The 13,902-nt window shown below is 62.0% G+C and carries 14 protein-coding genes; 9 read left to right on the top strand and 5 right to left on the bottom strand.

Annotated elements, in window-relative coordinates; all coding sequences use genetic code 11:
* Positions 1 to 147: 147 nt before the first annotated feature.
* Both HMPREF2526_RS05085 and HMPREF2526_RS05080 read left to right on the top strand, forming a co-directional pair.
* Positions 148 to 429: a type II toxin-antitoxin system RelE/ParE family toxin gene (locus HMPREF2526_RS05085; protein WP_046646946.1), complete on the top strand. Its 282-nt coding sequence runs from the start codon at positions 148 to 150 to the stop codon at positions 427 to 429.
* A 34-nt stretch (positions 430 to 463) separates the two neighbouring features.
* A complete protein-coding gene (locus HMPREF2526_RS05080) occupies positions 464 to 724 on the top strand; it encodes a HigA family addiction module antitoxin (RefSeq protein ID WP_046646945.1) in 261 nt (86 codons plus the stop codon).
* A gap of 182 nt (positions 725 to 906) precedes the next feature.
* Here HMPREF2526_RS05080 and HMPREF2526_RS05075 read toward each other — a convergent pair whose 3' ends face one another.
* Positions 907 to 1,410, bottom strand: a complete 504-nt coding sequence (locus HMPREF2526_RS05075) for a GNAT family N-acetyltransferase (protein WP_046646944.1) — start codon at positions 1,408 to 1,410, stop codon at positions 907 to 909.
* Between the two features lie 8 nt (positions 1,411 to 1,418).
* Positions 1,419 to 1,913, bottom strand: a complete 495-nt coding sequence (locus HMPREF2526_RS05070; protein ID WP_080975046.1) for a GNAT family N-acetyltransferase — start codon at positions 1,911 to 1,913, stop codon at positions 1,419 to 1,421.
* A gap of 24 nt (positions 1,914 to 1,937) precedes the next feature.
* On the opposite strand from HMPREF2526_RS05070, the gene HMPREF2526_RS05065 reads away from it, so the two are divergent.
* The 4 genes from HMPREF2526_RS05065 to HMPREF2526_RS05050 all read left to right on the top strand — a co-directional run bounded on the left by HMPREF2526_RS05065 (position 1,938) and on the right by HMPREF2526_RS05050 (position 5,967).
* Positions 1,938 to 2,762 carry a TatD family hydrolase gene (locus HMPREF2526_RS05065; RefSeq protein ID WP_070510395.1) on the top strand — a complete coding sequence of 275 codons (825 nt, stop codon included), beginning with the start codon at positions 1,938 to 1,940 and terminating at the stop codon, positions 2,760 to 2,762.
* A 245-nt stretch (positions 2,763 to 3,007) separates the two neighbouring features.
* On the top strand, positions 3,008 to 4,156 hold the full coding sequence (locus tag HMPREF2526_RS05060) for a resuscitation-promoting factor (protein ID WP_070546192.1): 1,149 nt from the start codon (positions 3,008 to 3,010) through the stop codon (positions 4,154 to 4,156).
* Between the two features lie 33 nt (positions 4,157 to 4,189).
* On the top strand, positions 4,190 to 5,032 hold the full coding sequence (gene rsmA, locus HMPREF2526_RS05055) for a 16S rRNA (adenine(1518)-N(6)/adenine(1519)-N(6))-dimethyltransferase RsmA (RefSeq protein WP_046646940.1): 843 nt from the start codon (positions 4,190 to 4,192) through the stop codon (positions 5,030 to 5,032).
* A complete protein-coding gene (locus HMPREF2526_RS05050) occupies positions 5,029 to 5,967 on the top strand; it encodes a 4-(cytidine 5'-diphospho)-2-C-methyl-D-erythritol kinase (protein ID WP_046646939.1) in 939 nt (312 codons plus the stop codon). The genes rsmA and HMPREF2526_RS05050 overlap by 4 nt, the downstream gene beginning before the upstream one ends.
* Positions 5,968 to 5,991: 24 nt before the next feature.
* Here HMPREF2526_RS05050 and HMPREF2526_RS05045 read toward each other — a convergent pair whose 3' ends face one another.
* Positions 5,992 to 7,302, bottom strand: coding sequence for an NHL repeat-containing protein (locus HMPREF2526_RS05045; protein ID WP_070510391.1), 1,311 nt, complete (start codon positions 7,300 to 7,302; stop codon positions 5,992 to 5,994).
* 91 nt (positions 7,303 to 7,393) lie between these two features.
* Between HMPREF2526_RS05045 and HMPREF2526_RS05040 the strand changes: the two genes are divergently transcribed.
* Positions 7,394 to 9,229 carry an ABC-F family ATP-binding cassette domain-containing protein gene (locus HMPREF2526_RS05040; RefSeq protein WP_070546190.1) on the top strand — a complete coding sequence of 612 codons (1,836 nt, stop codon included), beginning with the start codon at positions 7,394 to 7,396 and terminating at the stop codon, positions 9,227 to 9,229.
* Positions 9,230 to 9,237: 8 nt separating this feature from the next.
* On the opposite strand, the gene HMPREF2526_RS05035 is transcribed toward HMPREF2526_RS05040, so the two are convergent.
* Positions 9,238 to 10,152, bottom strand: coding sequence for an AEC family transporter (locus HMPREF2526_RS05035; protein WP_049154236.1), 915 nt, complete (start codon positions 10,150 to 10,152; stop codon positions 9,238 to 9,240).
* Between the two features lie 170 nt (positions 10,153 to 10,322).
* On the opposite strand from HMPREF2526_RS05035, the gene HMPREF2526_RS05030 reads away from it, so the two are divergent.
* Both HMPREF2526_RS05030 and HMPREF2526_RS05025 read left to right on the top strand, forming a co-directional pair.
* Positions 10,323 to 10,913 (top strand): hypothetical protein, encoded by a 591-nt coding sequence (locus HMPREF2526_RS05030; protein ID WP_049154238.1) that lies wholly within the window; start codon positions 10,323 to 10,325, stop codon positions 10,911 to 10,913.
* 107 nt (positions 10,914 to 11,020) lie between these two features.
* Positions 11,021 to 11,341, top strand: coding sequence for a putative quinol monooxygenase (locus HMPREF2526_RS05025; RefSeq protein WP_070510385.1), 321 nt, complete (start codon positions 11,021 to 11,023; stop codon positions 11,339 to 11,341).
* A 260-nt stretch (positions 11,342 to 11,601) separates the two neighbouring features.
* On the opposite strand, the gene HMPREF2526_RS05020 is transcribed toward HMPREF2526_RS05025, so the two are convergent.
* A complete protein-coding gene (locus HMPREF2526_RS05020; protein WP_083295522.1) occupies positions 11,602 to 13,857 on the bottom strand; it encodes an acyltransferase family protein in 2,256 nt (751 codons plus the stop codon).
* Positions 13,858 to 13,902 lie beyond the last annotated feature (45 nt).

Here is a 13,902-nt window from a genome sequence, read left to right as displayed (position 1 = left end):
GGACTCCATGTCCAAAAACCCTATGGACATAACACTCGCTGCCTAGCGGGGTCCTCCTTAGTTGCGGTAACTTTTGTATTGCAGCGTTAGTTAGAGTTAACGCCTCGCGTTATTGACGTGTCGCGTTATGGGGGGTATGGTGCATTTATGATTCAGTCGTTCGCGGATAGGGATACAGAGCGCTTATGGAATCGAGAGAGGGTGTCCTCGATAGATTCACGTATTCACTCGGTAGCTCTTCGCAAACTGAGGCAATTGGGCTATGTGCAGAGGCTAGATGAGCTTCGGATTCCTCCGGGGAATAGGCTCGAAGCGTTGAAGGGCGATCGGCGGGGTCAATATAGTATTCGTATCAATGACCAATGGCGGATCTGCTTCCGGTGGACCGCTTTAGGGCCAGAGGAGGTTGAGATCGTTGACTACCACTAAAAAGCTCCCCCCAGTGCACCCAGGTGAAATCCTGATGGAAGATTTTCTTAAGGAAATGGGGATTACCCAGCACAAGCTCGCTGTTTCGATAGGGGTCCCGCCTCGACGTATTAACGAAATCGTCCACGGAAAGCGGGCTATTACCGCCGATACGGCTCTTCGCCTTGCCAAGTTTTTTGGAATGTCCCCACAGTTCTGGCTGGGGTTGCAGACCCATTACGACTTGGATGTCGCAGAGGACAAAATTCTTGCCGAGCTGGACGATATTGTGCCGCTTCAGGCAGCGCCGGCTTAACGCGTTTGCCGTCTGTGACCGCGTAGCGCAGGGTGAGTTGCTCAAGCCGAAGTCGCCGTTGTTGCCAAAGTTTCTCGCCTCGCCGCGGGATCTGGCAAGATCTTTGGCAACAATGGCAGTGCCGTCACTGGTGGTGGGGCGGCTGGCACGCGCCTCCCTGAGTTAGTGGCCATCAAACCGCTTTAGGAGCGGTCGAAGTCGCGCTGCAGGTGCACCAGCCCGAGGCGCACGCCGTCCTTGGTGTGGATATTGGGCATGCGGCCGGTTTCCACGAACCCGAACTTCTTGTGCAGGGCAATGGAGGACTCGTTGGTGTCCACGATGTAGGTAATCATCGTCTCCACGTAGTCATTTTCCTTCGCGTGGTCCATGAGCGTGTCCATGAGCTCGCTGCCCACGCCCTTGCCCCGTGCGGACTCCGCAATATAGATGGAATCCTCCGCCGTGCCGTAGTAGATAGCTGGGGTGACAAACTGGAAGTAGGCGGCCCAGCCAATGATTTCGTCATCGTCCACCGCCACATAGACGGGAAAACCTTCCTCCTCCATCTGTGCGAGCCACTTTTCGCGGTCCTCGACGGACTCCTGCCACGTGACTAGGTTGGTGGCCGGCTTCGCGGCGGAGGCGGCATTATAGATGGCGGCGATTGCGGGGGCGTCGGCAAGCTCTGCGGGACGTACGTGCATGATGTTCCTTAAACCATGAGTTGCAAGTGGGTGAGGTCTATCCAGCGCCCAGCTTTGCGGCTGACTTCTTTTAACGTTCCTACAGTGGCAAAGCCGAACTTCTCATGCAACTTGATGGATGCGACGTTGTCCGCCACGATGAGTGCCAGCAGCGTATGGACCTGCTCCGCCTCGCGGGCATGCTGAACGACTGCATCGAGCAAGCGCGTGCCTACCCCGCGGCCGTGGGCGGTGGGATCAACGTAGATCGTCGTCTCGTAGCAGCCCAGCCACACCTTAGGATCGCGGTAGGGGCGGTAGAGTGCCCAGCCCAAGTACGCGCCATCGTCATCGAAAGCCACGAAACAAGGACAGGCTTCGCGGCGCAGCTGGTGGAGATACTCGGTGCGCTCTTCCACTGTGGCGGGTTCGCTGCGAAAGATGAAGTGGGTCTCCCGGATGGCCCAGTTTAAGGTGGCGGTCATTGCGGGGACGTCGGCGTCCGTCGCTTCACGGATTATCATGCGCGCAAGACTACACTCGCAGCCATGTCTAAGAAGAAGCCACGCCCCATGCCCGTTCCCGCCGAAGGTTTGAGCCAGCTTATCGACGCCCACACGCACCTCGCCTCTTGCCGCGACGCTGACGCCGACCTCGTTGAGCGTGCCCGTGCCGCAGGTGTTGAGCGCATCGTCACCGTGGGCGATGGCCTAGCGGAGGCGGAGAAGGCTTTGGCCGCGGCGCAGGAATTCGACAACGTGTACGCGGCCTGCGCTATTCATCCCACCAAGGCGCATGAACTCGACGAGGCCGCCCGTGCGCGCCTGAGCGAAATGGCTGCGGACCCGCGCTGCGTGGCCATCGGGGAAACGGGTCTGGATACCTACTGGATTTATCATGAGCCGGAACGAACTGCACCCCTTGACGTCCAGGAGGAAGCGCTTCACTGGCACGCCGAGTTGGCGGCGAAGGTGGGCAAGACGCTGATGATCCATAATCGCGAGGCAGATGAGGAGCTCATGCGCGTGCTGGGGGAGTGCGCTCAAGTGCCGAAGGTCATGTTGCACTGTTTCTCCTCGCCACTTGAAGTGGCCAAGGAGGCTCTGGAGCGTGGCTACGTTTTGTCCTTTGCTGGCAACGTGACGTTCAAGCGCAACGAGGAGATGCGTCAAGCCGCAGCGCTCGCGCCAGCCGGGCAGCTGCTCATTGAGACGGACGCGCCGTACATGACCCCGGAGCCCTTCCGTGGTGCGCGTAATGAACCTTCGTTGATTGGTCATACGTACCGCTGCGTGGCGCAGGCGCGCGGCCAAGAAGTGGAGGACTTGGCCGCAGAGGTGGCTGAAACCTTCGCCGAGGTCTTCGGAGTGTGATGATCTTCACTCAAAGCAAAGGTGCTGCTCAACGGTGGCGCGCGTGTTTGGTGTGACGAGTGTGTTGCCAGTGGTGGCGGCGTGTGAGAACGTCTCGATCGTTACGCTCTGTTACCGTATCGTTATCCAAAGTTAGTCCGGCCTTGATGTTGCCGGCTGGCGTGCATTCGCACGCCACGTCAGGTGCTGAGGAGAGTTCAAAGACCTCTCTGGGCACGAAGCAACGCAGAGACGAGTAAAGGTTTATGTCCCCGAAGAAGCAGATCAAGCGAATCAACAACTCCCGCTCCCTGCCACTGCGCATGGCCACCGGCGGTGTGCTCGGCACGTTGGCTGTGGGTGGTGTCGTTGCCGTCGGTTCTCAGAAGGACATCACGCTCGACATCAACGGTGAGACCACCCAGCTGGCTACCTTCGCCGGCGATGTTAACGCGGCTCTCGAGGCCGCAGGTGTGAGCGTTGGCGGGGAGGACGTTGTCTACCCGGCGCTTTCTGAGCGGGTCTCCGATGGTGACTCGATTACCGTTCGCACCGCCAAGCCGGTTGCGGTGACCATCGATGGCGTGGAGACGAAGATGTCCTCCACTGACCTCACCGTGTCTGACCTGCTGGGCGGCCTCGACGGCATCGTCCCAGGCGCTGCTATCACCTCCGGTTCCAAGACCGTCGAGGATGATGAGGTTCTGACTGAGGGAATGAACCTTGAGGTGGTATCCCCGAAGATCATTAAGCTCTCTGACGGTGGCTCTGTGTCCTACGCCAGCGTTGCGGCTAAGACCGTGAAGGACGTGCTAGAAGCCCGCGGTATCACCGTGGGCAAGGATGACCGCGTGTCGCCGGACCTTGACGCTCCCGTCAAGGCCGGCACGGCCATCACCGTGGACCGCGTGGACATCTCCGAAGAGGAGAAGACGGAGGACTTCGACGCACCAGCTACCTACGTTGATGACCCGGAGCTGGAAGAAGGCACTGAGGAAGTCCGCGAGGAGGGCACCCCAGGCTCGCGCACCGTGACCCGCAAGATTGTGAAGGTCAACGGTGCGGAAGAGTCCAACGACATCATCAAGGAAGACGTGCGCACCGAGGCCGTCGCCGCAGTCATCGCGCGCGGTACCAAGCCGAAGTCCACCGCACCGGCCGTTGCTGAGGGCTCCGTATGGGATGCCTTGGCACAGTGTGAGGCCACCGGTAACTGGTCCATCAACACCGGTAACGGTTTCTCCGGCGGCCTGCAGTTCACCCCGTCGACCTGGGCTGCCTTTGGCGGCACCGAGTACGCCCCGCAGGCCTGGCAGGCCTCCCGCGAGCAGCAGATCGCCGTGGCCCAGAAGGTTCAGGCCGCACAGGGCTGGGGCGCATGGCCCGCCTGCACCTCGAAGCTCGGCCTGCGCTAAAGCTTCAGCGCCCTGCGTATTAGTCTGGATGACATGACACAACCCCACTTGCTGGGCCCGGTGGAGATCCGCGAGCTCGCCGCTGAGCTCGACGTGACGCCGACAAAGAAGCTGGGCCAGAACTTTCTGCATGATCCCAACACCATCCGGCGCATCGTGGCTGCCGCGGACCTGCAACCGGAGGACCGCGTGGTGGAGGTCGGCCCTGGTTTGGGTTCGCTGACCTTGGGACTACTGGGTGAAGTCGAGCACGTGACGGCCGTGGAGATTGACCCGCGCCTGGCAGGCAAGCTCCCAGATACCGTGGCGGCGCGGGCAGCCAACTTTGCGGATCGCCTCACCGTGGTGGAGAAGGACGCACTCACCGTTGAGGCAGGGGAGTTGGGGGAGCCGACCGCCTTGGTAGCTAACTTGCCCTATAACGTGGCGGTGCCGGTGCTGCTCCACCTGCTGGAGGTCTATCCATCCATTCGTCGTGTCCTGGTCATGGTGCAGCTGGAAGTAGCTGAGCGCCTCGCCGCCGCGCCGGGCAGCAAGGTCTATGGCATCCCCAGCGTGAAAGCATCCTTCTATGGACCGGTTCGCCAGGCCGGCACGATTGGCAAGAACGTGTTTTGGCCGGCACCTAAGATTGAGTCAGGGTTGGTGCGCATCGACTGCACCCGCCCCTTCGACGAGTCACTGCGCCCGCGTCTGTTCGCGCTGATCGACGCCGCCTTTGCGCAACGCCGCAAGACACTTCGCGCCGCCCTGGCAGGTTTCTATGGTTCCGCCGCAGCAGCCGAGGAAGCGCTGCGCGCGGCGGATATCGATCCGCGCCTGCGCGGTGAGAAGCTGGGCGTGGAGGACTTCGTCCGATTGGCGGAAGCCTCATGAGTAGGACAGGAGACGACTCCCCGCAGATCTGGCAGGCGCGCGCCCACGCCAAGGTCAACCTGCACCTGGGGGTGGGGGAGGCACGCGCGGATGGTTTCCATGAGCTGGCTACGGTCTTCCAGTCCCTCGACGTGCATGACCGCATTAGCTACCGCTGGGGCGAGGAAAGCAGCGTGGTGGTCACCGGCAACCACGCGAAGGGTGTGCCGGCGTCAACCGAGAATCTGGCGTGGCGCGCGGTAGAGCTGGTGGCTCACAACCTCATGTTGCCAGCTGCCGGCACGCTCACGATGGAAAAGAACATCCCCGCCGCCGGGGGCATGGCCGGTGGCTCCGCTGATGCCGCGGCCGCCTTGCTTTTGGCCAACCAAGCTTTGAGCACCGAATTCGGCCGTGAAGCCCTCAGCATGGAGAAGCTCTACGAACTCGCCGCGGAACTGGGCTCCGACGTGCCTTTTACCCTCATGGGCGGCACCGCCTTGGGGCGCGGGCGCGGCGAACTCTTGACCCCGATGCTCTCGCGCGGGCGCTATATCTGGGCAATCATCACCAATGCGGAGGGTTTGTCCACACCCACTGTCTTCCGCAAGCTGGATGAGCTGCGCGCTGCCGGCCGTGGAAGCACACCGCACTTGGACACGGAAGCCGTGGGCCAAGCCCTCGTCGGCGGCAACCCCCACGAGCTTGCCGCGGTGATGCACAATGACCTCCAGCCGGCAGCACTCTCTTTGCGTCCGGACTTACGCAAGATTCTCGACACCGGTGAGGCCGCCGGCGCCCTCAAGGGCATCGTTTCCGGGTCTGGGCCTACCTGTGCCTTCCTCTGCGAGGACGAGGAGACCGCACAGGAAGTGGTGGCCCAGGTCTGCGCCGATAACCGCGGAACCCGTGGCCTGGTGACCGCAGGCCCCGCAACCGGAGCAACGCTGGTCTAGCGCCAGCGCTGTAGGTAGCGGTCCTTAGAGGACGGCCATCTCCACGGGCTTGAAGTCGAGCTTGTAGCGCTGCGGCTCCTGGTCACCGAGGAGGTCAAGGACCACCAGTTCTTGCTTGTTCGCATCGGTGACGTAGGCATAGCCGTTTGCCGCCTTGAGGATCGGACCCGGCTGCTGCCACTCCTCGTTTTCCTTCCACGGGGAGATAGCGTCAATCTTCTTTGTTACCTCGCCGGAATCCGGGTCGATGACGTTGAGCTTGCCGTCGGTCGTGAGGACTAAGGCCTCGCCCAGGGGACCGCGGGCCAACGAGCGGAACCAATAGGATTCGCCCAGTTCAACCTTCTTGGCAGAGTAGTCCTCCGTATTGATGAGGGTCACTGAGGTGGGACGCTCGAAGTCGACATCCTTGTCGGTCTTGTTGTCTGCCAAGATGATGTTGGATTCCTCCGAACCCGCAGAATTGCCGGAGCGCTGGTATCCGTCCTTGCCCGCGTAAGCGGAGACGTCGATCTTGTGGAATTCGGTGCCGTCGAAGACGACGGGCCCATCCTCGCAGCCGAAGAAAAGGGAACCGTTGCCGGCGGCAGCTTCGCCGTGGACGCCAGGACACTCAGTGGTTTCCGCAAGGACCTTGCCGGACTTGTCGAGGTGCTGGATGGTGTGGCGCTCGTCTTCCGTGCCCTTCGTGGTGACCACGGAGCCGTCTTTCAGCGGGACGGCCACACCGTGGTGCGCAGCGCCTGTCTCGACGGTGTTGACGGGCTTGGCGTCTTCCTTGCCGATGTCCTCGGTCTTGTAAATCCGTGCCACACCATCGCCGTCGGAGAAGAGCGCGGTAAAGCCGTCGTGGTGAACCACGTGACCGGCGTGCGGTGCGTCGATGGCTGCGCTGAGAAGCTGCGGCTGCGCCGCGTAGTAGTGCTTGTGGTCGCCGTGGGGCTTGGTGATGCGCCCCGTGTCGAAGGTGAGGAAGCTATCGCCCTTGGTCACCATGATGTGGCGGTTATCGCCGGCATCGCTTAGACGGAGGAATGCTTTCAGATCTTCGCTCTCGATGACCTCACCGGTTTCGCCGTCGAGCGTGGTGAGGCCGTTTTTGTGGGAAAGAAGGATACGGTTTGGCAGCTCAGCTACCTCAGTCTCACCTTCCGCGGCTTCGAAGCCGTCATGGCTGTGCTCCCCATCATGGTCATCGTCGTGCTCGGCATGCGCGTGGGAGGCTTCAGCGCTGGAGGGCGACGTGGATTCCTCGCTGTCAGGGGAGGAGCAAGCGGACATGGTGAGGATCGTGGCGGAAAGTGCGGCGCACAGGGCGAGACGTTCTTTTTTCATAGTGCGCCAGAGTATTGGAAGTGAAAATCAATAGCAATAAAGGTAATGGTGCGGGGGTAACCGCGCCGAGGCACTAAGATGAACACTCGATATGGCGAACCTCATTAACCTTGAAAACGTAACCAAGTCCTTTGGGCTTAAGACCCTGCTGGACGGGGTCTCCCTCGGCGTGCAAACCGGTGATCGCATCGGCATCGTCGGCGTCAACGGCGGCGGCAAAACGACGCTGCTGGAAGTTCTCACCGGTATCGAATCCCCAGACTCGGGCCGCGTGTCCCACAACTCGGAATTGCGCATGGCGGTGGTGACCCAGCGCTTTGAATTAGAAGAATCGCTCACCATCGCCCAAGCCATCATCGAGCCGCTCGGGCTGGAAACCTTCGAGTGGGCATCCAACGCGAAGGTGCGCGATGTCCTCGGCGGCCTCGGCATTGTTGACCTAGGGCTAGACACCCCTGTGGGCTCGCTCTCCGGTGGTGAGCGCCGCCGCGTCAACCTGGCTGCCGCACTCGTTCAAGACCTCGACATCGTGGTGCTCGATGAGCCGACCAACCACCTCGACGTCGAAGGTGTGCAATGGCTGGCCAGCCACCTGCTTTCGCGCAAGCTAGCGGTCGTCGTCGTCACGCACGACCGCTGGTTCCTCGACACCGTGGCCACCACTACCTGGGAGGTGCACGACGGTGTCGTCGATGCCTACGAGGGTGGCTATAACGACTGGACCTTTGCCCGCGCCGAGCGCGCCCGCCAAGCCGATGCTATTGAGCAGCGCCGGCAGAACTTGGCCCGCAAGGAGCTGGCGTGGCTGCGTCGCGGAGCGCCGGCGCGTACCTCGAAGCCGCGCTATCGCATCGAGGCAGCCGAGGCACTCATCGCCGACGTCCCCGCACCGCGCGACAAGGTCGAGCTCATGGCCTTTTCCAAGCAGCGCCAGGGACGAGTCGTCATTGAGCTCGAGGACGCAAAGGTCACAACCCCGGACGGTCGCACGCTCGTGGATCACCTCACCTGGCGCTTGGCGCCGGGCGAGCGCATCGGCCTCGTTGGTGTTAACGGTTCGGGCAAGACCACGCTGCTGCGCGCCCTTGCTGGTGAAGTCGAGCTTGCCGCTGGCAAGCGCATCGAGGGCAAGACGGTGCGCCTGGGCTGGCTGCGCCAGGAGCTCGATGATCTGGATCCGGAGCGCCGGCTTCTCGACGCCGTCGAAGACGTCGCCACCTACGTTCACCTGGGCAAGAAGGAACTGTCCGCGTCCCAGCTCGCGGAGCGCCTGGGTTTTTCCGCCAAGCGCCAACGCACGCCGGTCGGCGACCTCTCCGGCGGTGAGCGCCGCCGTCTGCAGCTGACCCGCGTGCTTATGGCGGAGCCAAACGTGTTGCTTCTCGACGAGCCCACGAACGATCTCGACATCGATACTCTCCAGGAACTGGAGTCCTTGCTGGACTCTTGGCCGGGCACCTTGGTGGTCATTTCGCACGACCGCTACCTCATCGAGCGCATCGCGGATAACACCTATGCGCTGTTTGGGGATGGCAAGCTGACCAACCTGCCGGGCGGAATCGAGGAATACCTGCGCCGCCGCCAGGAGATGGAGGCCGCCACTGCGCGCGGCGTCCTCGATTTAGGAGAAGCCTCCAAGAACTCTGACGAGCAGAGCGCGGACGCCGCCCCGGTCAAGCGGTTGAGCTCCCAGGAGGAGCGCGAGCTGACCAAGAAGATGAATGCGCTGGAGCGCAAGATGGGCAAGCTCGACGATAAGACGGCGAAGCTGAACGAAAAGATGGCGGTGGCTGCAGAGAAGATGTCCTCCGGTGAGGGAGACAGCGGTGAGCTAGCGAAGCTCGACTCCGAGCTCAAGGCCATTGCCTCTGAGCGCGAAGAGCTAGAAATGGAATGGCTGGAGTTGGGGGAGAAGCTCGAGGGGTAGGCTCAGCCCTACCCGAAGAGCGCCGCGATGCCCAGCATCGCCGGCAGCGAGAGGAAAGTGGTGAGGAAGACCGTATCGCGCGCCACCGTTTCTCCCGACTGGTAAGTCGCGGCATAGTTGTAGACGTTCTGTGCGGTCGGAAGCGCGGCCAAGATAAGCGCTGCGTAGAGCTCGTTGCCGCTCAGCCCCAGCGCCAAGCCGGCCGCCAGCGCAATCGCCGGCATAGCAATGAGCTTGAGAACCGTGGCGGTAATCGTCGGCAGGCGGTCAACGGCTAACAGCCCGTCACCGGTGAGTGAGGCGCCAAAGCTCATCAGGATCATCGGGATGGAGGCACCACCAAGGATCTCGAGCGGAGCCATAATGACGTCGGGGACGTGCCAGCCTGCGGCGGACACGATGAAGCCGGCGATCGCCGCGATGACCACTGGGGCTGTCAACCCTGAGACCACGGAACTTAAAATCGAACGCAGGCTTGTTCCCTGGGCGTTGAGGCCGGCGATGATGAAGGGCGAGAGGACTGCCATTTGCAGCACCAGCGCTGGCACCACAAAGGTGGCATCACCGATGACATAGGTGGCGATGGGCAGGCCGATGTTGACTGAGTTGTAGTAGCTGGCTGCGGCTGCGCCGGCCATGGTTTCCGCTCCACTGCGCCGGAAGAATAACGCGCTCAGCACCCAATACAAGGCCATCGTGGTGACCGAAGCTATCGCGATGACGGCGACAACCGGCGAGGCAAAGGCCGCGGTATCAGAGGTGGCCACGCTGGAAAAGATCAGCGCTGGGGTCGCCGCCCAGAACGCCGTGCGATTGAATTGCAGGCGCGCCTCACCTTCGCCGATAACGCCGCGCCGAGCCATGATGAAGCCCACGCCGATAACCACAAAAATGATGGCGAAACCGGTTAAGACGTCCAGCAACAGTGATCACCTTTCGGATACTCGTTAAAAAATCCATACTAAAGCCAGCCTTGGCTATTCTTCCATGCCGGCATGCAGCCACCGGCAAGTGATAACAAAGTGGTATCGAAAATCCCACATGAGCGGGAAGTCTTTTTCCGCCGAAGCATTTTTGTGGCACGGTGGAAGGCATGAATTCTTTCCGTCGTGTTTCCCGCATGTCCGCCACCGCCGCCGTGGCAGCTACCCTCACCGCTGCTCTGTCGGTGTCCGCTGCCCAGGCCGCCCCGGTTAACTCCTCTTCCGCACAGCTGCAGGACGTAAACCAGCTGTCTTCCCAGGCCGTTGAGCAGGTCAACTCTTTAGAGATCGAGCTGCCTGCGCAGGCCTATGACCTGGCGAAGCAGTTTAATGTCCAGTTGCCGGGCTTCATTAAGAAGCCGACCCCGTCCGTCGCCGGCGAACTCGTTGGTGCTACCCACGCCCACCTGCTCAAGCAGGGCCACCACGAGGATGCCAACGCCAAGAACATCGCGCAGGAGTGGGCAAACCAGGCAGCAGCTGGCAAGGTCACCTTCCACGACAACGCAGGCGATGGGCTGACCCACCTGGAGGAGGGCAGCGGCAACATTTACAAGCTCACCGAATCTGAGGCCAAGGAGCGCGTGGACTGGCTCAACCGCGACGTGCCCGTGACCAAGACGGATGGCACCGGCTTCGGCGTCGCCCAAGCTTTTGACGGAACCTACGTCTATGTGGCGGAGTACTTCTTCAACAAATAATCCTCCCGAGAGGCTCTTTTTAAGGCCCTGCTGGAATTGGGCTAGCTCAGTTCAGCCATTGGCGGGGCCTTCTGCACGTTTTCGTGGAGAAGGTTACAGTGGGGCCCATGATTTTGATCAACGTACAGTTCCACGTCAAGCCCGAGTATGCCGAGACCTTCCTCGACGAGATCGACTGGTACACCAAGGCCTGCCAGGCTGAGCCCGGCTGTATCGATTTCAAGTGGTTCCGCGATCCGGAAGACAAGCAGCGCTTCCTGCTCCTCGAGTCCTACAAGGACGGCACCGACGTTGACCACGTCAACACCGAGCACTTCAAGCGCTCCTGCGAGGAGCTCCCGAAGTACCTGGTGGAGACGCCGGACATCATCAACACTCACATCGATGGAAAGACCAATTGGGATAAGATGGCTGAATTCTCCGTATAGGAGAGTGAGCAGCTTGGCTTCCAGTAAGAAGGAAGCACACAAGTAACGGCGAAGCGAGAACGGCCGGGGAGGCACATCCCCGGCCGTTTTCTATGTGCTCAGACCTAGAGGCGAATCACGTCAACTGCCCGAGTTGCCAAAACATGTGCTCCCGCCGCAGGATCTGGCCAGAACTTTGTCAACTTTGGCAGTGCTGCTGGGACAATGCTGCTAGCGCACTGCCCTGATTGGAGAGCAGCTGACTCGAGAGCGGCCGAAGGCTAGAGCGAGCAGGCCGTGGTGCTGGACTTGTCCCCGTTGGCGTACTGCTCGAGGGCGTCGGAAAGCGCCTGCACATACAGCGCTGCGCCCTCGGCCTGTGGGTGCACGCCGTCGTCGTAGAGCAACGCCGGGTTCTCTTGGGCCATGCCGCACCAGTCGGCCACGTAGACGTTGTCGTGCTCCTTTGCGGCCTCGATAATCTCTGCGCGCGCCTGACCCATCCAGTCGCGCTCGCCGTAGGGCACGACGAGGATAACCGTGCGATCGGAACCGAGGATGGTGAGGAGCTCGTCCATCTCGCCGTCCGCAGCCGGCCCGTTCGTTCCCAGCCCCACAAAGACGGTGGAACGTAGCTGTTCAGAGTCCTTCAGCTGTCGAATCGCAGGAATCGCCTCCCCATACTGGCGGGAAACCGCCGCATCGATGAGGATTCCGGGGAAGCGCTCGTTGAGGGCTTCGGAAGCAGCAAGCATGACCGAATCACCCACCGCGTTGATCTCCGTGCCCGCAGGTAGCGCCCGCTTCTCCTTCGGCTTCGTGGTTTCTGTCGGCGTTGCTGGGGCCGATGCGGCGGTCTGCTCATTGGCCTGCGACATGCGCTCCAATTCTCGCTCGAGCTCGGTCTGGTCCTGTGACGTGACCAGCCCATAGGCCACGCCCAGCGCCGAGAGGATCACCATGGCGGGCACGGCAGGCCACATGGCCTTGCCGAAACCGTCCTTCATCTCGGCCACAGTGGGGCGCGAGGCCCAATAGGTGCGCCACGTGGCGACATATCCGGCGCGGCGGAAGGGGTTCTCAACGAACTGATACGTCACCTCAGCCAGCAGGCAGGACACGGGAAGCGCGAGTAGTCCCAGCAGCCACGCCGGGGCATCAGACAGCTCGCGGAGGATCATCACCACCGGCCAATGCCACAGGTACAGCGAGAAGGAACGCTGGCCCAGCCACCGCATCACCCGGGTGCGGAAGAGCCATGTGAGCGGTCCGGTCTCACGCACCACGCCCCAGATCATTGCCGCGCCGAGGAGGCTGGTGAGGACCAGGCCGCCGCGGTAGGTGAACTCAAGGTCCGCGCCCATCCACACCAGCTGCGCCAGGTATCCGATTAAGGCAAAGGACCCGATGGTGCCGGCGATAACGCCTGTGCTTGTCGACGCCCACGAATCCGCCTTTGCCTCCTTCGACGTCGAGGTGAGTAGAAGGGATAAAAGCGCACCGATGAGGAGGCCGAAGGCATGGGTATCGGTGCCGTAATAAACACGTGTGGGGTCTTCGCCCGGAGTGAACAGCAGCGCCATCGCGGCAGCGGAGGCGGCGGCGAGGACAAGAGAAAGCGCGATGGGCAGGCGCTTGGGCTGGCGCCGCGACAGAGCAAAAGCTCCAAACATCAGTAGGGGCCACAGGAGGTAGAATTGCTCCTCAACCGCTAGGGACCAGTAGTGGGCAAAGACTTGCACCTCATTGGGTGCAAAGTAGGTCTGGCTGGTGGCGATCTGGGTCCAGTTGTTGACGAAGAAGAAGGTCCCCAAGAATTGTTCCCGGATCCCCACGGCGAGGTCCCCGCCAATCATGGCGACGAGGGCCGTGCACAGGCATAAGACGACGAGCGCAGCCGGAAGGATACGCCGGAAGCGCCGGACCCAGAAGTCGGTGAGGCTGATGCGCCCGCTCACGGCGAATTCGCGCACGAGCAGCGAGGTAATGAGGAAGCCGGAGAGGACAAAGAACATGTCGACGCCGAGGTAGCCGCCAGGGAGTAGATCCCCGAAGAAGTGGTAGAGCACGACCGCCAAGACCGCGAGACCGCGCAGCCCATCCAGGCCCGGTACCGGGCGCAGGCGCGCGCGACGCTGGCGCGTGACGGTGGCAGATTCCTTTGGCACCGCTGGAGTGTCAGCGCCCTTCGTGTTGTCCTGTCGCGCGGTTTGGCGCTGCTCGCGGGAGGGGCGTGGTGTTTTGAGCTGCTTGCTCGTCGGTGTGCCGACGGGCTGCGAGCGCCGCGCCAAGGCGCGCGATATCTCATTCTCAGGCCGTGGTTCGGGGGAACTCTCGGCGGGTGTGGGCTGAGCTGGGGGCTGCGAAGCGGCCTTGGCGATCCGCTCGACAGGCTGAGCCGGACGGGGCTGTTCGTCGCACTGCGGCCGGGTAGATTGAATACGCTGTGGCCGCGTAGCGCGCGGGAGCGGGCGGCGGCGCGGCGAGGGGGTTTCCTCGGCGGCCTCGCGGGCTTTGTGCAGCTTGGCCTTGCGCACAGCGGATGCCTTGGGGAGGGACCCCGGGTCCAGCTCAAGGGAGGT

The organism is Corynebacterium sp. HMSC070E08 (genome assembly GCF_001808895.1).
Lineage (GTDB): Bacteria > Actinomycetota > Actinomycetes > Mycobacteriales > Mycobacteriaceae > Corynebacterium > Corynebacterium hiratae.
Note: the sequence above shows the minus strand (reverse complement) of the source record. Positions and strands in the feature narration are given on the sequence as shown.

Coding starts and splice junctions, on each gene's coding strand:
- HMPREF2526_RS05085 (WP_046646946.1), top strand. CDS start 148: ATGATTCAGTCGTTCGCGGATAGGGATACAGAGCGCTTATGGAATCGA.
- HMPREF2526_RS05080 (WP_046646945.1), top strand. CDS start 464: ATGGAAGATTTTCTTAAGGAAATGGGGATTACCCAGCACAAGCTCGCT.
- HMPREF2526_RS05075 (WP_046646944.1), bottom strand. CDS start 1,410: ATGCACGTACGTCCCGCAGAGCTTGCCGACGCCCCCGCAATCGCCGCC.
- HMPREF2526_RS05070 (WP_080975046.1), bottom strand. CDS start 1,913: ATGATAATCCGTGAAGCGACGGACGCCGACGTCCCCGCAATGACCGCC.
- HMPREF2526_RS05065 (WP_070510395.1), top strand. CDS start 1,938: ATGTCTAAGAAGAAGCCACGCCCCATGCCCGTTCCCGCCGAAGGTTTG.
- HMPREF2526_RS05060 (WP_070546192.1), top strand. CDS start 3,008: ATGTCCCCGAAGAAGCAGATCAAGCGAATCAACAACTCCCGCTCCCTG.
- rsmA (WP_046646940.1), top strand. CDS start 4,190: ATGACACAACCCCACTTGCTGGGCCCGGTGGAGATCCGCGAGCTCGCC.
- HMPREF2526_RS05050 (WP_046646939.1), top strand. CDS start 5,029: ATGAGTAGGACAGGAGACGACTCCCCGCAGATCTGGCAGGCGCGCGCC.
- HMPREF2526_RS05045 (WP_070510391.1), bottom strand. CDS start 7,302: ATGAAAAAAGAACGTCTCGCCCTGTGCGCCGCACTTTCCGCCACGATC.
- HMPREF2526_RS05040 (WP_070546190.1), top strand. CDS start 7,394: ATGGCGAACCTCATTAACCTTGAAAACGTAACCAAGTCCTTTGGGCTT.
- HMPREF2526_RS05030 (WP_049154238.1), top strand. CDS start 10,323: ATGAATTCTTTCCGTCGTGTTTCCCGCATGTCCGCCACCGCCGCCGTG.
- HMPREF2526_RS05025 (WP_070510385.1), top strand. CDS start 11,021: ATGATTTTGATCAACGTACAGTTCCACGTCAAGCCCGAGTATGCCGAG.